Raw genomic sequence first — 17,541 nt, 5'->3', positions numbered from 1 at the left:
GCAACGCCGTGTTCATCATCAGTGCCATCCGTACCTTGTGGCTCACCTTTCTGCATCTGTTCCACAAGACCGAAACCATCCAGTATCCTGAGGAAAAACCCTATCTTGCCCCGCGCTACCGCGGCCGGATCGTGCTGACCCGCGATCCCGATGGCGAGGAACGGTGTGTCTCCTGTTATCTCTGCGCCGCCGTCTGTCCCGTCGATTGCATTAGTCTACAAAAAACCTCTGAGCCCGACAAATGGACCCCGGAACACTTCAGGATCAATTTCTCCCGCTGCATCTTCTGTGGTTTTTGCGAGGAGGCTTGCCCAACCTCCGCGATTCAACTCATCCCCGATTTCGAGATGAGCGAGTTTTCTCGTCAGAACCTTGTTTATGAGAAGGAGAATCTGCTGATCGCCGGCACTGGAAAGGTTCCCGATTACAATTTTTACCGCGTCGCTGGCGTTAACGTCGGTACCAAGGACAAAGGCATGGCTCTGAATGAAGCCGCACCGGTTGATCCACGAGGATTGATGCCATGAGCGTCTCAGGATTTGATCTTGTCTTCTATGCGGCCGCCGGGTTCAGCGTTGTTACCACTGTGGTCGCAATTACGCGTGCCAATCCAGTTTATGGTCTGCTCTTTTTCGTGCTTTCCCTGCTCGGCATGGCGATTGTGTTCTACACGCTCGGCGCCCCCTTCGCGGCGGCCCTGGAAGTGATCGTCTATGCCGGTGCCATCATGGTATTGTTCCTGTTCGTGGTGATGATGCTGAAACTCGATCGCGCCGCCGCGGCACGCGAAGTCAGCTGGATCAGCCGAACGATCTGGATTGTGCCAATCGTGCTCGGCGCGATGCTCGGCGGCGAACTGATCTATGTGCTCTTGCAAAAAACGGCAACGGGCGGTGCGCATCAGGTCATTTCGCCACAGGCGGTCGGGTTGCGCCTGTTTACCACCGACCTCGGCGCGGTCGAGCTTGCCTCGATGTTGTTGCTGGCCGGATTGATCGGCGCCTATCACCTCGGTCGACCCTCCAGAGAGGGACAATAATCATGGTCGATATTTCCTGGCAGTTGCCGACGGCGCTGTCCGCCGTCCTGTTCGTCATCGGCCTGCTGGGCCTGCTGGCTCGGCGAAGTCTGGTCTTCGTGCTGATGGCGATCGAGATCATGCTCAACGCGGTTGCGCTCCTGTTCGTCACCGCTGGCATGCGGTGGGCCAATCCCGAAGGCCAGATCATGTTCATCTTCGTGATCAATCTAGCCGGAGCCGAAATCGCTCTCGGCCTGATTCTTCTGCTGCGTCTGCGCGCGCGGGTAACCTCGCTCGACAGCGATGCCGCCAATCTGTTGCGGGATGTGCAGGCATGAACCATCTCCTTTGGCTGATCCCGGCTTTGCCGCTCCTTGGCGCGTTATTGCTCGGTCTGTTTGGCGGTGTTCTGCCCGAGTGGGGCGCTGCCCTGATCGGCGCCGGCAGTGTCGGCATTGCGGCGATTATTGCAGCCGCGATCGGCATTCACTGGTACAGCGCTGCCCCGGCCTCGCATGTGTTCATTCAACATCTATGGACCTGGGTCGATCTGCCCCATCTGAACATTGGATTAAGCCTGTACCTCGACCCGATTTCACTGTTGATGACGCTGGTCATCACCATCGTCGGTTTCCTGATTCACGTGTTTTCCAGTGAATATATGGCAGGCGATGAGGGATATAGCCGTTACTTTGCGTATCTTAACCTGTTCGTCGCGGCGATGCTGCTTTTGGTGCTGGCGAGTGATTTGCTGGTTATGTTTGTCGGTTGGGAAGGTGTTGGCGTATGCAGTTATCTTCTGGTCGGATTTTGGTTTCATAAAGCCGCCAACGGCTATGCTGCGCGCAAATCATTCGTTGTCACCCGCATCGCTGACATTGCAATGTTGATCGGGATTCTGTTGCTCGCGGTTAAACTCGGCACGTTGTCGATCCAGCCCATGATGGTGCGTGCCGTCCAATTATGGCCGCTTGGCGGCTTCCTGCCCAGTCTTGCCGCCGGATTGTTGCTGATCGGCGGCCTCGGCAAATCCGCCCAGGTGCCGTTCCAGACATGGCTGCCCGACGCCATGGCCGGCCCGACGCCGGTGAGTGCGCTGATCCATGCGGCCACGATGGTCACGGCCGGCGTCTATCTGATCGTGCGAACCCATGTGCTGTTCCTGCTCGCGCCGGATGTGCTGGTCGCCATATCGATCGGTGCCGCGATCACGCTGCTGCTCGCCTCGCTGGCTGCGCTGGTGCAGAGCGATATCAAGCGGGTGCTGGCGTATTCAACGATCAGCCAGATCGGCTACATGTTCCTTGCGGTTGGTGTCGGCGCCTGGTCGGCGGCGATGTTCCATTTCCTGACCCATGCGGTGTTCAAGGCGCTGCTGTTCCTTTCGGCGGGCGCGATTTCGATGCGGCTTCATCATGAACAGAATATCTTCAAAATGGGGGGGCTGCACAATAAAATCCCCCTCGCGTTCTGGAGTTTCCTGATCGGCAGCGCCTCGCTTGCAGCACTCCCGGTCGTCAGCGCGGGATCATTCAGCAAGGAAATGATCCTGGGATCGGTCTGGTTCGATCCCACGATCGGCCCGATATTGTGGGGGGCCGGCCTACTCGGCGCCTTGATTACGGCGACATATATTTCTCGCGTGGTCTTTCTGGTCTTCTTCGGTCCGGTTCATTCTGAAGTGTCGGGTCGCTACGGTCTGCGCATCATGGTTCCGTTGATCATTCTTGCGGTTGGCTCCCTTCTGGTCGGCTGGCTCGAAACCCCCGGTTTCCTTGGCGGCAACCGGATGGTCACGGTCCTCCTGCGTCCGGCCGTTGGGGCAGCCGGCATTCATCCGGCGATGGATATTCTCGCCGATGCCAGCGGCTATATCGCGCCGCTCCTCGGTGTTGCCATCGCGTACACGCTCTATCGTACCGGCTATTGGCAGCGCGCAGCCACCACCCAGCCAAGCGCCCTTCGGCGGCTGATGCACTCGGGTTTCGGCTTCGATGCCGTGTATGATGTTCTTCTCGTGCGCCCGTTCATGGCGCTGGTTCGTGGCCTGCGACATGACCCGGTCGATTTGTTTGTCACCGGCCTCTCCGCTCTCGCGATCCGGCTGCATCGTACCCTGCGGCGAAGCCAGGTTGGTCAAGTCCGCCGCTATGCCGGTTGGTTGATGGTCGGCTCAATCGCAACTGTCGCTATTCTGGTGTTCAAATGATCCTCGTCTGGCTTCTTCTTGTCCCCCTTGCCGGCGGTCTGCTCGCGTGGCCGTCCGACCGGATCAATCCGCTGCTGCCGCGCGTCATCAGCTTTGCTTCTCTCCTGCTCGAGCTTGTACTCCTGCTCCCCCTGCTACACGCCTCCACGCCGGCCAGCCTGATCGAACCCGGACACTGGCTCGCGGCGTTCGACATGCCATGGATACCGGCTTTCGGCATCAGCTTCCGTCTTGACCTCGATGGATTGAGTTGGTTGCTGATCGTGTTGACTGTGGTTATCGGTCTATTCTCAATCGTCGTGTCCTGGACCGAAATCGAGGATAATGTCGGCTTTTTCCACGCCAACCTGATGTGGTCGCTTGCCGGCTCGATTGGTGTATTTCTGGCACTTGATCTCTTTCTCTTCTTTTTCTTCTGGGAAATCATGCTGGTGCCGATGTATTTCGTCATTGCCATCTGGGGCCATGAGAATCGCCGTCGTGCCGCGATTAAGTTTTTTCTGTTTACGCAGGGCAGCGGTCTGTTGATGCTTCTGTCGATCCTCGCTCTCGCCTTCCAGCACGACCAAGAGACCGGAACGCTTACCTTCAACTACTTCAAACTTCTCGCAGACCAACCCGCTGGCATGTTCGGCTATCTGATCATGCTTGGCTTCTTCATCGCCTTCCTCGTCAAGCTGCCCTCGTTTCCCTTGCACACGTGGCTGCCCGAAACCCATACCGAAGCGCCCACCGCCGGCTCCGTCATCCTTGCCAGCATCCTGCTGAAAACGGCCGGTTACGGTCTGTTGCGCTTTGCTGTGCCGCTGTTCGTCGCCGCCGCCCACAATATTGCTCCGATCGCAATGTGGCTCGGTGTGATCAGCATATTCTACGGTGCCGTCCTCGCCTACGGTCAAAACGATTTGAAAAAACTGGTGGCCTATTCGAGCATTAGCCACATGGGCTTCGTTCTCCTCGGTATCTATAGTTTTAACATGCTCGCGTGGCAGGGTGCCGTGATCCTGATGATTGCGCATGGCGTCAGTACCGGAGCGCTGTTCATCACCGTTGGTAGTATCCAGAAGCGCCTGCACACTCGTGATCTTGGCCGCATGGGCGGACTCTGGACCGATCTGCCCCGCCTGTCCTCCTTCGGTACCTTTTTTATCCTGGCATCGATGGGAATCCCCGGTCTGGGTAATTTTGTGGGCGAATTCCTGATCTTGCGCGGTGTCTATGCCGTTGCGCCGAATATCGCGATTTTTGCCGCGGTCGGCCTGATTCCCGCCGCCCTCTATTCTTTGATTGCGATCCAGCGGGCCTTCCATGGCGATGCCAGCGAATCCCGCGGCGCCGAAACCTCAAGCATTGATGCAACGGCACCGCACGCGCCCGTCATGCACCACGCGACGGCAAATAACGCCAGAACGCATGCATTGGCCGATTTTGGCGCCCGCGAAACGGTGATCATGCTTGCCCTCGGTGCGGCCATCATCGCCATCGGCGTCTATCCGCAGCCAATCCTCAACATTGCCGCGCCTGGCCTTGCCAATCTGACCCCGGCCAAAACCACCGCCGCAATGCACGCAACGAGGACCGGAACATGATCGCAACGCTCCAGCCAGCCGCACCGCTGCTGATTCTCGCCATCGCCATCACGCTTCTACTCGCCGCCATCGCGGTGAAACGCTCATTCGCCAGTTCCCTGGCGATCGCCGCGATTGGATTAATCGCCGCCGTCGGCAGCATCCCATGGGCCATGCGCGGCGAGAGCACTTTCATGGCCAGTTTGTTCAGCTTCACCCCGGCATCCCTCGGTTTCGTCGGATTGCTTCTCCTCGCCTCGCTCATGACCCTGGTTCTTGCCGCCGATTACTTTGAAACGGGTATCCCCGTCCCGCGGGAGGAATATCCATTACTTTTACTGCTCAGCAGCCTCGGCGCCGTCGCCTTGATCACCAGCGCAAGCTTCATCACCCTATTCCTCGGCATGGAGACCATGAGTCTCGCGATGATCGGCATGATCGCCTATCCGCGATTCCGCCCTGGTGCCGAGGAGGCCGGGTTAAAATACCTCGTTCTGTCCGGCATGTCGTCAGCCATCGTTCTGTTTGGCATTGGATTGATCGAGCTCGCGACCGGTCATCTGCAACTTACCGCCGCAGTTGCCTCCGGCATCACCAGCCCGATTCTCCTGACGGCCCTCGCCTTGATCGGCGTCGGCGCCGGCTTCAAACTCGCCGTGGTGCCCTTCCACATCTGGGTTCCGGATGTGTACGCCGGTGCCCCGGCACCCAGCGCAGGATTTGTTGCGGTTATCCCGAAAATCGCGGTCCTCGCGGTGATCATCAGGGTCATGGCGATGCCCGGTGCGGCCTTCTCACCCGCCACGATCACCGCGATCAGCGGCGTTGCCATCCTCTCGATGCTGATCGGCAATCTACTCGCCCTGATGCAGGAAAACCTGAAGCGCGTGATGGGTTACTCGTCGATCGCCCACCTCGGCTACGTTTTGGTCGCCCTGCTCGCCACCAGCGCCATCGGGCGCGCTGGCGTGGTATTTTACCTGGTTACCTATACCATCACCGTGATCGGGGCTTTCGGTGTCATTGGCGTCCTGTCGCGCGCGGCCGCCGCGCGCGATCTTGATCAGATCGCCGAGCTGCAAGGTCTGTTCTGGTCTCGACCCTTTTTGGCCTCAGTCATGACACTGATCCTACTCTCTCTCGCGGGCATTCCCCCGGCTATCGGCTTCATCGCGAAAATGTACATCATGGCCGCCGGCGTTAGTGCAAATCTACGCATTCTCACGGCCACTTTGGTGATCAGTAGCGTGATTGGCTTGTTCTACTACCTCCGCATCATTCTGGTTATGTCTCTCAAACCGACCGAACGTGGCGTCACCCCCTATGGCGTGGTCGTCATGCCAATGACTGGCTGGATCGCCATGGCAGCCGTTGGCACTCTCATTGTTGCGTTCGGAATCGACCCCCAATCCCTGATCGTGATGCTTAAATCTTTATTCGGCTAGAGCGATATGCAATTAAGTTGACGCGGTAGCGGCAACATAATCGTATGAAATCGCTCGAAAAAATAAAGATCTAGAGCGTTACGCTGAAAGCATCACGCTCTAGATGTTTGATCGCGGTTTTGAATGGCGCGAAACCATCCCTTGGTCGGAACAAGGTGTTTTCGTCCAAATATGACCTGAGCGCGCCACGGCGAAAGCCTTGCTGCATCGAGCGATGCAACGGGAAAGCGACGAGAGAGACGAAAACAATCGTCCCGCCGCGTTGGGATCAGGGTTCGTTCCGCCACGCGACGGTCACCGAAAGCGCGGCCAAAGCGCACGCGACGGCTCAGTGTCCGATCATCCACGGCCGCTTGCCGGGGAAGGATTTTTTCACGCTGGCGTTCGGCACCACCGGCTTGCAGCAGCCGCAACTGGCTGGGTGTTTGCCGGTGCGGCGGGAGGTTTCGGGGGCGTTGGCGCTGCGCTCGTTGGTGGCGAAGGCGTTCCGCCGTGCTGATCCCATCATCGCCAGCATCGGCACCGACAGCAGAGCCCGCGGCGCGGCATCGCCGCAATCCGGACAGGGCTGCGGCTGGTCGAATTGCGCGATCGGGGCGATGGTTTCGAACCCGCCGCAACTGGGGCATTCGTATTCGTAGACCGGCATTTCGGCTCCGTGGGCTAGGGGCAGGGGAGGGAGGCAAGCGCGTCTTTTTTGTAAAAAAGAAGCAAAAAACTTTTGTTAATCTGGGGGATCGGCGGTTTCACCGGTATTGACCAGACTAATAGAAGTTTTTTTGCTTCTTTTTTTTCAAAAAAAGAAGTCCTTTCTTCGCCTTCCCTACACTTCATAGATCAGGCGCAAGCAGCACATCCGACCCTGCCATATCGCGCGGCACTGGTCCATCCGCGTTCGGATTGATATCGAAATCGAAAATTTCGGTCGGCAGATAGAGGGTGGCGCAGGCGTTGGGGATGTCGACCACGCCGGAGATGTGGCCGTGGACTGGGGCGGTACCGAGGATGGAGTAGGCCTGGGCGCCGGAGTAGCCGAATTTTTTGAGGTAGTTGATCGCGTTGAGGCAGGCTTGCTGGTAGGCGACGAAGACGTCGAGGTAGTGTTGGCCACCGTGTTCGTCGACCGAGATGCCTTCGAAGATCAGGAAGTCGTTGTAATCGGGTTTGATCGGGCTGGGTTTGAAGATCGGGTTTTTGATGCCGTATTTGGCGACGCCGCCTTTGATGAGGGAGTGGATGCCGAGGTGGATCCAGCCGGGCATTTCGATGGCGCCGCAGAAGGTGATTTCACCGTCGCCCTGGCTGAAATGGAGGTCGCCGACCGAGAGACCGGCACCTTTGACGTAGACCGGGAAGTAGACGCGCGCGCCGCGCGAGAGGTCCTTGATGTCGCAGTTGCCGCCATGTTCGCGGGGCGGGACGGTGCGGGCACCGGTTGCGGCGGCGGCATCGCGGGCTTCGCCTTTGAGCCGGCCCATATGAGCGGTGCCGGCGAAGGGGGCGTTGGCCAGGGGCGGGATGCGGGTGGGGTTGGTGGCGATGAAATCGGTCTCGCGTTTGTTCCAGGTGGCAAGCAGCGAGGGGTCGGGCAGGCAGCCGATCAGGCCGGGGTGGACCAGGCCGGCGAAGCGGACACCGGGGATATGGCGCGAGGAGGTGAACATGCCCTTGATATCCCAGATTGATTTCTGGGCCTGGGGGAAATGGTCGGTCAGGAAGCCGCCGCCGTTGTTTTTCGAGAAGAAGCCGTTGAAGCCCCATTCATTGCCGGGGAGGGTGCCGATGTCGAGGATGTCGACCACCAGGAGGTCGCCGGGTTCGGCGCCTTCGACGGCGATCGGGCCGGAAAGGAAGTGGACGGTGGTAAGGTCGATGTCGCGGACGTCGGCGGCGGATTCGTCGTTTTTGATGAAGCCGCCGGTCCAGTCGTAGGTTTGCAGGATGAAATCGTCGCCGGGTTTGACGGTGGCGACCATCGGGACATCCGGGTGCCAGCGGTTGTGGATCATGTCGTTATCGTAGGGGGATTGGCTGAGATCGACCTTGATCAAGGTTTCCGTCATGGCATTCTCCTGCAAAACCGGTCAATGATGATGCAGGGTCCGGCTTAATCGCGTCCGGCTGAATACGGGGTTCGGCGTATAGGCATGCGCGAGACTGCGGGCGATGAGCGCAGCGGATGGACCGGAGGGGTGGCGCGCCGTGATGGGAAAGGGTCGGCTGGTGGCAATGCGCCAACGGATTACCGCGCCGCGTCGTTCGTATAATCAATGGGTTGCGAACGAGACGATGGAGGATTACGCGCTGCGCTTCACCGCGGTGAGCGCGCGGCGGTTTTCGGCGGGGCTTGTGGCGGATACCGCGTTCGGGGCGACGGCGTTTCTGGCGCTGGAGGCGATCGGCGGGGCGATCACGCTGCGGTATGGGTTTGCCAATGCGATGCCGGCGATACTGGCGGCGGGGTTGATCATTGCGCTGACCGCCGGGCCGATCGCGCTGGTGGCGGCGCGGGCGGGGGTGGATATCGATCTGCTGACGCGGGGGGCGGGGTTCGGGTATCTGGGCTCGACCGTGACATCGCTGATCTATGCGTCGTTCACCTTTATTTTCTTTGCGATCGAGGCGTCGATATTATCGGGGATGCTGAGTTATTGTCTCGGCGTGCCGCCGTGGCTCGGGTATATCGTGTCCGCGTGCATGGTGCTGCCGATGGTGGCGTTCGGGATCACCTTCATCAGCCGGTTTCAGTGGCGCACGCGGGGGCTGTGGCTGGCGCTGAATTTTCTGCCGCTGGTGGCGTTGCTCGGGCTGGCGCTGCGCGGGCGGGTGGATTTGTCGCCCTGGGTGCATTACGGCGCGCGGTTCGACTGGCTGGATTTCGGGGCGGCGATTTCGGTGATCGTGTCGCTGATCGTGCAGATCGGCGAGCAGGTGGATTATCTAAGGTTTCTGCCGCCGCCGGGGCCGGGCGAGCGGGCGGCGTGGTGGCGGGCGGTGATGATTGCCGGGCCGGGCTGGGTGGTGCCGGGGATCGTCAAGCTGATGGCGGGGTCGCTGCTGGCGGTGCTGGCGGTGCAGGCGGGGGCAGCACTCGGCGAGGCGGGGCAGCCGGTGGCGATGTATCGCGCGGCCTGGGGGATGGTGCTGCCGCATCCGCTCGCCTTCATGGCGATCCCGCTGACCGTGGCGCTGGTGCTGGTGGCGCAATTGAAGATCAATGTGACCAATGCTTATGCCGGGTCGATCGCCTGGTCGAATTTTTTCTCGCGGCTGACGCATCGGCATCCCGGGCGGATCGTGTGGGTGTTCTTCAATGTCGCGATTGCGTTGTTGTTGATGGAGTTGGGGATCTATCGGGCGATCGAGCATATTCTGGCGTTTTATGCGGTGCTGGCGTGTTCGTGGGTGGGGGCGATTTTCGGGGATATCGCGATCGCCAAGCCGTTGGGGCTGGCGCCGCGCCGGATCGAATTCAAGCGGGCGCATCTGTTCGATCTCAACCCGGTCGGGCTGGGGGCGATGGGGCTGGCGGTGGCGGTGGGCTGCATGGCGATGGCGGGGTGGCTGGGGGCGGTGGCGCATGCGTTTTCGCCGATTCTGGCGCTGGTGATCGCGATCGGCGCGGCGCCGGCGATTGCGGCGGCGGGTGGCGGGCGGTTCTATCTGGCGCGCAAGCCGCGGGCGTCGTGGCAGGGGCGCGGGGTGTTGGTGTGCGGCGTGTGCGGCAACGGGTTCGAGGCGGCGGATATGGCGCATTGCCCGGTCTATGCCGCGCCGATCTGTTCGCTCTGCTGCACGCTGGAGGCAAGGTGCCATGATGCGTGCAAGCCGCAGGGGCGGTATGGGGTACAGTTATCAGCGATGATTGCGCCGGTGCTGCCGGATTGGCTGCGGCGCCGGCTGTCACCGCCGGTGCTGCGATTCGCCTTCGTGTTCGGTGTCGCGGTGCTGTTGCTCGGGATGGTGCTGGCGGCGTTGTATCAATTGGCGAGTCCGGGGGATGGTGCGGCGGCGGGGTTGCTGGCGCATGCTTTGTGGCGGGCGTTTTTTCTGCTCGCGATCGTGGCGGGGGTGGTCTCGTGGCTGGGTGTGCTGGGGTGGGAATCGCGGGCGGCGGCCGAGGCGGAGACGGGGCAGCAGACCGGCTTGCTGCTGGCCGAGATTGCCGCGCACCGGCGCACCGATGCGCAATTGGCGCGCGCGCGGGCGGCGGCTGAATCGGCCAATCTGGCGAAAAGCCGGTTCGTGGTCGGGATCAGTCATGAGTTGCGCTCGCCGCTCAATGCAATTCTGGGCTATGCGCAATTGCTCGAGATCGACCCCGCGATTCCGGAAAAGCGCCGCCATGCGGTGCGGGTGATCCGCCGGTCCGGCGAGCATCTGTCAGGGTTGATCGAAGGGTTGATGGATATTGCGAAGATCGAGGCGGGGCGGATCGAGATCGAGCGGCGGGAGATCCGGCTGCATGAGTTTCTGAGCCAGATTGCCGATATGTTCAGCCATCAGGCGGCGGCGCGGGGGATCGGGTTCGTGTTCGACTGCCCGCAGACCCTGCCGGAGACGGTGATGACCGACCCGACGCGGCTGCGACAGATCTTGATCAACCTGCTGTCGAACGCGATCAAATTCACAAGCGTGGGCGAGGTGCGGCTGGCGGTGCGGGTGCCGGGGCAGGTGGCGGAATTCACCGTGAGCGATACCGGGCCGGGGATTGCGCCGGATCAGCTCGCGCGGATTTTCGAGCCGTTCGAGCGGATCGCGCCGCGCGCCGGGGCGGCACCGCCGGGGATCGGGCTGGGGCTGACGATCACCAAGCTGCTCGCACAGATCCTGGGCGGCGAGGTGACGGTGCGCTCCGAACCGGGGCGGGGGAGCAGTTTCAGCGTGCGGCTGATGCTGTCGCATCGTAGCCAGGGGGTGGCGATCGCGCCGCCGCGCCCGGCGGTGAGCGGGTATCTGGGGCGGCGGCGGCGGATAGTGGTGACCGATGACAATGCGACGCATCGGGCGCTGCTGGAGGATGCGCTGGGGCCGCTGGGGTTCGAGGTTCTGGCGGCACCGGATGCCGAGACGTGTCTGCGGCTGGCCGGCTCGGCGCGGCCCGATTTGTTTCTGCTCGACCTGACCATGCCGGATTGCGACGGGCTCACGCTGGCGGCGCGGTTGCGGGGTGCGGGGCATGAGGCGACGCCGATGGTGCTGATTTCGGCCGATGCCGCGGAAGTGGCGCGGTTGCGGGGCGGTCCGGCGCCGTTCGACGCGGTGATGGCCAAGCCGGTCGATCTGCGGGGGTTGCTCGATGAGATCGGGCGGTTGCTCGATCTGACCTGGTCGAGCGAGGCGGCGAAACCGGCGGAACCGGCACCGTTGGCGCGGCTGGCACCCTATGCCGGGGAGTTGCGGCGGCTGGCAGAGATCGGGTTCGTGCGGCCGCTGCGCGAGCGGATCGACGAGATTGCGGCGGCCGATCCGGCGCTGGCGCCGGGGCTTGCGGATCTGCGGGGGTTGCTGGAGGCGTTCCGGCTGCCGGAACTGATCGCGGCCCTCGCCGATCTCGATCGGGACGCGGCATGAATTTCCGGCCGACGATTTTGGTGGTGGACGACGATCCGGCGATGCTGGGGCTGCTGACTGAGACGCTGGAAGCGGCGGGGTACAATGTGCTGGTCGCGTTGCAGGGCGAGATGGCGTTGAGCATCATCGACCGGATCACCCCGGATGCCGTGCTGCTCGATGCGATGCTGCCGGGGATCGACGGGTTCGAGACCTGCCGGCGGATCAAGCAGCGGGCTTCGTGTGCGCTGGTGCCGGTGATTTTCATGACCGGGCTTGCCGAGACCAATCACGTGATCGACGGATTGCAGGCGGGCGGGGTGGATTATGTGACCAAGCCGGTGCGGCCCGACGAGGTCGCGGCGCGGCTGAAGGTGCATCTGGCCAATGCCGGGCTGACACGGAGCGTGCAGGCGGCGATGGATGCGGCAGGGCGGTTTCTGCTCGCCTGCGACCGGGGTGGGCGGATTTTGTGGAGCACGCGTCAGGCGGCGAAACTGGCCGGGTTGGGTGCGGGCGAGCCGTTGCCGGCGGCGATCGCGGCGTGGCTGGCCGAGCGGATCGCGCGCGAGACCACGAGCGAAACCCAGATGCTCGATCTGGCGGATCGTGTGGTCGAAATCGCGCTGCTCGGGCAGATCGGGACGGATGAGTTTCTGCTGCGGATCACCCAGCAGGATGTCGAGGCGGATCTGGCGCGGTTGCGAGCGCATGCGGCGCTGACGCCGCGCGAGGCGGAAGTGCTGTTCTGGCTGGCGCGGGGGAAATCGAACCGCGACATCGGCGCGATTCTGACAGTCAGCCCCCGCACGGTCGATAAACATCTCGAGCAGATCTACGTGAAACTCGGGGTCGAAAACCGGGCGTCGGCAGTCTCGATCGCGATGCGGGCGCTGGGGTCTACGTAGTTCTACGCAGCGCGGGGCGCGATTAAGCCCATTCCGCTCTGGGGGCCTGACATGGCCTGATCAATTTACTGAAAATTCATCTTCATCGATCGAAAGGTGCAGCCATGTCGATTACCTTGCCCGAAGGCGGGAGCGTGCCGAAACCCGAAGGCGGAGCCGTGCCGAAGAAGCGGAAGTTCAACCGCTTCGTCAATAATCCGGTCATCGAGGATTATTCGCTCCGCTATGCCCCCAAGAGTTTCCGGACCTGGTCGCAATATGCGGTGTTCTCCGCAGCACTCGGCGGCATTGCGTATCTGGCCGATCAGGCGATCGGCGGATCGCTCGCGGTGCAGTACGGGTTCACCAATGCGTTTTACGGGATTCTCGCGGCGGCGACGGTGATCTTTCTCACCGGGATTCCGATTGCGTATTATTGCGCGAAATACAATGTCGACGTCGATCTGCTGACGCGCGGCGCCGGGTTCGGTTATCTGGGCTCGACGATCACCTCGGTGATCTATGCGAGCTTCACCTTCATTTTCTTCGCGCTCGAAGGCTCGATCATGGCGCAGGCCTTCCTGCTCTATTTCGGCCTGCCGCTGCCCTGGGGCTACGCGCTCGCCTCATTGCTGATCATTCCGCTGGTCGCGTTCGGGATGACGCTGCTTTCGAAATTGCAGGTCTGGACCCAGCCGGTATGGCTGTTCCTGCTGTTCTCGCCGCCGATCGCGGTGCTCGCGGTCGATCCGCATGCGATCAGCCAGTGGACCAGCTTCGCCGGGGCGTCGCCCTCGGGCACCGCGTTCAACCCGCTGCTGTTCGGTGCCGCCGCCGGGATCGCGCTGTCGCTGATCGCGCAGATCGGTGAACAGGCGGATTATCTGCGGTTCATGCCGGACAAGACCAAGCAGAACTCGATCGGCTGGTGGCTCGCCGTGCTCGGCGCGGGTCCGGGCTGGGTCATTCTCGGGGCGGCGAAGCAGTTGATGGGCTCGTTTTTTGCCTCGGTCGCGTTCAACCACGGCACGCCGCTCGCCAAGGCCAATGAACCGATCCAGATGTATCACGCCGGGTTCACCGCGATGTTCGGCGCCGGCATGGTGGCGATTTCGGTCGCGACCTTCTTCGTCGTGCTCTCGCAGATCAAGATCAACGTGACCAACGCCTATTCGGGTTCGCTGTCGTGGTCGAACTTCTTCTCGCGGCTGCTGCACGCTCATCCCGGCCGCATCGTCTACATTTTCCTCAACATCGGCATTTCGCTCACGCTGATGGAAGCCAACATGTTCAGCTTCCTCGGCAAGATCCTCGGCTTCTACTCCAATGTCGCGGTCGCCTGGATCGGTGCGGTGGTCGCCGACCTCGTGATCAACAAGCCGCTGCTGAAACTCAGCCCCTCCTACATCGAGTTCAAACGGGCGCATCTCTACAATTTCAACCCGGTCGGCTTCGGCTCGATGGTGATCGCCTCGATCATCTCGGTCGCCGCCTTCTTCGGATTGTTCGGCGCCTATGCGGCGGCGTTCTCGTCCTTCATCGCCCTCGGCGTCGCCTTCGTCGCCTCGCCGATCATCGCGATCGCGACCAAGGGTAAATACTACATCGCCCGCGAGGCGACCTACGCCGCCGGGGTGGACCACTCGACGCTGAACTGCGTGTCCTGCGGCTATGAATACGAAAAGCAGGACATGACCTCCTGCCCGTTCCACGCCGGCAGCATCTGCTCGCTCTGCTGCTCGCTCGACAGCGATTGCGGTGACATGTGCAAGCAGCCGCACGCGGCACCGGTCCTATCGTTCGGCACCCCGCCGGTCGTGTAGGTCGCAAAGCGCCGGCCGGATGCGGTATCCGGCCGGTGCTGGTCTATGCGGACGATGCACGGTGACCGGCAGCTACGGAGCCGGTCCTTCGTGTTGGTTCACCAATGAAATACGTGCGGCACCCAGTAATGATTGAAGCCGAGCCCCCGGTTTCTTCTCTCCCACAGCAGGCGGATCGCACTGTTCCGCCGTCCCTCACCTCTCACCATCCAGATCATTTCAACCCATCAGGAGACATCGGCCATGATTCACGGTGATATTTCCAGCAGCAACGACACGGTCGGCGTCGCCGTGGTCAACTACAAGATGCCCCGGCTGCACACCCGTGCCGAGGTGTTGGAAAACGCGCAGAAAATCGCGGACATGGTGGTCGGCATGAAGACCGGCCTGCCCGGCATGGACCTGGTGATCTTCCCCGAATACTCGACCCACGGCATCATGTACGACAGTGCGGAGATGTACGAAACCGCCTCGTCCTGCCCCGGCGAGGAGACCGAGATCTTCGCCGCCGCCTGCCGGAAGGCCAAGGTCTGGGGCGTCTTTTCGCTCACCGGCGAACGCCATGAAGACCACCCGCACAAAGCCCCCTACAACACGCTCATCCTGATGAACGACCAGGGCGACATCGTCCAGAAATACCGCAAGATCATGCCCTGGGTGCCGATCGAAGGCTGGTACCCCGGCAACTGTACCTACATGTCGCCCGGACCCAAGGGCCTGAAAATCAGCCTGATCATCTGCGATGACGGCAACTACCCCGAAATCTGGCGCGATTGCGCGATGAAGGGGGCCGAACTCATCATTCGCTGCCAGGGCTATATGTATCCCGCCAAGGAGCAGCAGATCATCATGGCCAAGGCGATGGCCTGGGCGAACAACACCTATGTCGCGGTCGCCAATGCCACCGGGTTCGACGGGGTCTATTCCTATTTCGGCCATTCGGCGATCATCGGGTTCGACGGCCGCACCCTCGGCGAATGCGGCACCGAGGAATACGGCATCAACTACGCTCAGCTTTCGGTCTCGCTGATCCGCGACGCAAGGCGCACCATGCAGAGCGAAAACCACCTCTTCAAGCTGCTCCATCGCGGCTACACCGGCAAGATCAACTCGCGCGAAGGTGTCACCGGTGTTGCGGAATGCCCGTATGATTTCTATCAGAAATGGATCAGCGATCCCGAAGGCACCCGCGAGATGGTCGAAGCCATGACCCGCACCACCGTCGGCGTCGAGGAATGCCCGATCGAGGGCCTCCCGAACGAAAGCACCGCCGGCCACAGATAACGGGAAGCCCCGAGCAGTGAAACCATCTCCACCCCAACTAAAAAAAGTTTTTTGCTTCTTTTTTACAAAAAAGAAGCCTTCTCTTCTTATCACCCCCAATCCATGACAACCAAAATCGCGACGGAACCCTACTACCGCCCGATCGGCAACGAGATCGCCCGGTTCACCGCCGCCCATGCTGCCCGCATGCCGATCATGCTGAAAGGCCCGACCGGCTGCGGCAAGACACGTTTCATCGAATACATGGCGTGGCGTCTCGGCAAGCCGCTGATCACCGTCGCCTGCCATGAGGACATGACCGCCGCCGATCTCACCGGCCGCCACCTGCTCGATGCGACCGGCACGATCTGGCACGACGGCCCGCTCACCCGCGCGGTGCGCCACGGCGCGATCTGCTACCTCGATGAAATCGTCGAAGCGCGGCAGGACACCACCGTGGTGATCCACCCGCTCGCCGACGACCGCCGGGTTCTCCCGCTCGAAAAAACCGGCGAGCTGATCACCGCCCACCCCGATTTCCACCTCGTGATCTCCTACAACCCCGGCTACCAGAGTGTGATGAAAGACCTCAAGGAATCGACCAAGCAGCGTTTCGCAGCACTGCAATTCCTCTATCCCGCCCCGGCGCTGGAGGCCGAAATCATCGCCCATGAAGCCGGCATCGCGCCCGATGTCGCCGACCGCCTCGTCGCCATCGGTGCCGCCGCGCGCAATCTGCGCGGCCATGGTCTCGACGAGGGGGCCTCCACCCGCATGTTGATCCACGCCGGCCGGCTCATCGCGCGCGGCATTTCGCCCGCCGATGCCTGCGAAACCGCCCTGATCCTGCCGCTCACCGACGATCCCGACCTTCGCGCCGCCCTCTCCGCCACGGTCGATGCCTGTCTCCGGTGATCCCGGACCCTCCCATGCCGTTCGCCGCAATCGAACGCCGCCTCGCCGGCTTTCTCGGCGCACTCTGGAACATCTACCCCAAGCTCGAACCCAAACCCGCGGCGGCACCCGTCACGCCCGCACGCCCCAGCTTTGCTCCGGGGGTGATCCGCCTGCCCGATCCGTTTGGCGGCCACGCGCCGAACGAAACCACCCCGATCCACTACGCCGCCATCGCCCATGCCGGCGCGCATCTGCGTTTCACCCCGGAACGCCTCGCGCCAGGTACCCTCAAGCCGATCCAGCTCGTCCTGATCGCCCTGATCGAGGACGCGCGGGTCGAACACCTCGCGACCCTCGCGTATCCCGGCCTGCGCCGCCTGTTCCAGCCGTTTCACACTGCCTCGCCGGCCAGCGGGACCACGGCCGCCGCCCGGCTCGCCCGGCTCGCCCGCGCCCTGTTCGACCCCGATTATATCGATGGCGATGCCTGGGTCGAAAAAGGCCGCACGCTGTTCCAGGCCGCCGACCCTGCCTCACCTGCCATCTCCCGCGTCATCGGCAATCTGCTGGGCAATGATTTCGGCCAGATGCGGATCGGCTTCGACGCGCGAACCCATATCGTCGAGCCGGCCTATCGCGACGACAATTCCGGCCTCTGGACCCTGCCGGACCACCCGCCGGGCGAACCCGCCTCCGAAACCTGGCTCGATGCGGCAAAGCTTGTCCCCTCCGACACCGAACCACCGCGAACACCTCCGGACCCGACCGACTCGCGACCCGCCAATGCCGCTCGCCCCGCTACCTCCGCCGAACACGAAGTCCCGCCGCTGGCCACCTACCCGGAATGGGATCAGCTCATCCGCCAGTTTCGCCCA

Annotated in this window: 14 protein-coding genes; 12 read left to right on the top strand and 2 right to left on the bottom strand. The window is 62.0% G+C overall.

Annotated features, from left to right (window positions below; translation table 11 throughout):
- Positions 1–14: 14 nt before the first annotated feature.
- Genes nuoI through ACP5E6_RS05355 form a run of 6 tightly spaced genes read left to right on the top strand, consistent with a single transcriptional unit; the run spans position 15 to position 6,243 of the window.
- Entirely contained in the window at positions 15–527 is a 513-nt protein-coding gene (gene nuoI / locus ACP5E6_RS05380; protein ID WP_427952629.1) for an NADH-quinone oxidoreductase subunit NuoI, read from the top strand.
- The gene (gene nuoJ, locus ACP5E6_RS05375) at positions 524–1,039 is read left to right on the top strand and encodes an NADH-quinone oxidoreductase subunit J (protein ID WP_427952575.1); all 516 of its coding nucleotides are present in this window, start codon (positions 524–526) and stop codon (positions 1,037–1,039) included. The genes nuoI and nuoJ overlap by 4 nt, the downstream gene beginning before the upstream one ends.
- A 2-nt stretch (positions 1,040–1,041) precedes the next feature.
- Entirely contained in the window at positions 1,042–1,359 is a 318-nt protein-coding gene (nuoK, locus tag ACP5E6_RS05370) for an NADH-quinone oxidoreductase subunit NuoK (RefSeq protein ID WP_427952573.1), read from the top strand.
- Positions 1,356–3,230 carry an NADH-quinone oxidoreductase subunit L gene (nuoL, locus tag ACP5E6_RS05365; protein ID WP_427952571.1) on the top strand — a complete coding sequence of 625 codons (1,875 nt, stop codon included), beginning with the start codon at positions 1,356–1,358 and terminating at the stop codon, positions 3,228–3,230. The genes nuoK and nuoL overlap by 4 nt, the downstream gene beginning before the upstream one ends.
- The gene (locus tag ACP5E6_RS05360; protein ID WP_427952569.1) at positions 3,227–4,819 is read left to right on the top strand and encodes a complex I subunit 4 family protein; all 1,593 of its coding nucleotides are present in this window, start codon (positions 3,227–3,229) and stop codon (positions 4,817–4,819) included. The genes nuoL and ACP5E6_RS05360 overlap by 4 nt, the downstream gene beginning before the upstream one ends.
- A complete protein-coding gene (locus ACP5E6_RS05355) occupies positions 4,816–6,243 on the top strand; it encodes an NADH-quinone oxidoreductase subunit N (RefSeq protein ID WP_427952567.1) in 1,428 nt (475 codons plus the stop codon). Before ACP5E6_RS05360 ends, ACP5E6_RS05355 begins: the two co-directional genes overlap by 4 nt.
- Positions 6,244–6,571: 328 nt before the next feature.
- Here ACP5E6_RS05355 and ACP5E6_RS05350 read toward each other — a convergent pair whose 3' ends face one another.
- Both ACP5E6_RS05350 and fmdA read right to left on the bottom strand, forming a co-directional pair.
- Complete coding sequence (locus ACP5E6_RS05350) at positions 6,572–6,892, bottom strand: FmdB family zinc ribbon protein (protein ID WP_427952565.1); 321 nt, start codon at positions 6,890–6,892, stop codon at positions 6,572–6,574.
- Between the two features lie 181 nt (positions 6,893–7,073).
- Entirely contained in the window at positions 7,074–8,306 is a 1,233-nt protein-coding gene (gene fmdA, locus ACP5E6_RS05345) for a formamidase (protein WP_427952563.1), read from the bottom strand.
- A 103-nt stretch (positions 8,307–8,409) separates the two neighbouring features.
- Between fmdA and ACP5E6_RS05340 the strand changes: the two genes are divergently transcribed.
- From ACP5E6_RS05340 to ACP5E6_RS05315, 6 genes are all read left to right on the top strand, one after another.
- Entirely contained in the window at positions 8,410–11,817 is a 3,408-nt protein-coding gene (locus tag ACP5E6_RS05340) for a hybrid sensor histidine kinase/response regulator (RefSeq protein ID WP_427952561.1), read from the top strand.
- Positions 11,814–12,704, top strand: coding sequence for a response regulator (locus ACP5E6_RS05335; protein WP_427952559.1), 891 nt, complete (start codon positions 11,814–11,816; stop codon positions 12,702–12,704). The genes ACP5E6_RS05340 and ACP5E6_RS05335 overlap by 4 nt, the downstream gene beginning before the upstream one ends.
- Before the next feature lie 104 nt (positions 12,705–12,808).
- Positions 12,809–14,506: a purine-cytosine permease family protein gene (locus ACP5E6_RS05330; RefSeq protein WP_427952557.1), complete on the top strand. Its 1,698-nt coding sequence runs from the start codon at positions 12,809–12,811 to the stop codon at positions 14,504–14,506.
- Between the two features lie 243 nt (positions 14,507–14,749).
- Entirely contained in the window at positions 14,750–15,790 is a 1,041-nt protein-coding gene (locus tag ACP5E6_RS05325) for an aliphatic amidase (RefSeq protein WP_427952555.1), read from the top strand.
- Between the two features lie 102 nt (positions 15,791–15,892).
- Positions 15,893–16,684, top strand: a complete 792-nt coding sequence (locus tag ACP5E6_RS05320; protein WP_427952553.1) for a CbbQ/NirQ/NorQ/GpvN family protein — start codon at positions 15,893–15,895, stop codon at positions 16,682–16,684.
- A gap of 14 nt (positions 16,685–16,698) precedes the next feature.
- A partial coding sequence (locus tag ACP5E6_RS05315; RefSeq protein WP_427952551.1) for a hypothetical protein occupies positions 16,699–17,541 on the top strand: 843 nt, incomplete at its 3' end.

Origin of the sequence: Acidiphilium sp. (assembly GCF_049977125.1) — a bacterium.
Taxonomy (GTDB): Bacteria; Pseudomonadota; Alphaproteobacteria; order Acetobacterales; family Acetobacteraceae; genus Acidiphilium.
The sequence above is the reverse complement of the archived record's forward strand: the minus strand, read 5'-3'. Positions and strand labels throughout refer to the sequence as shown.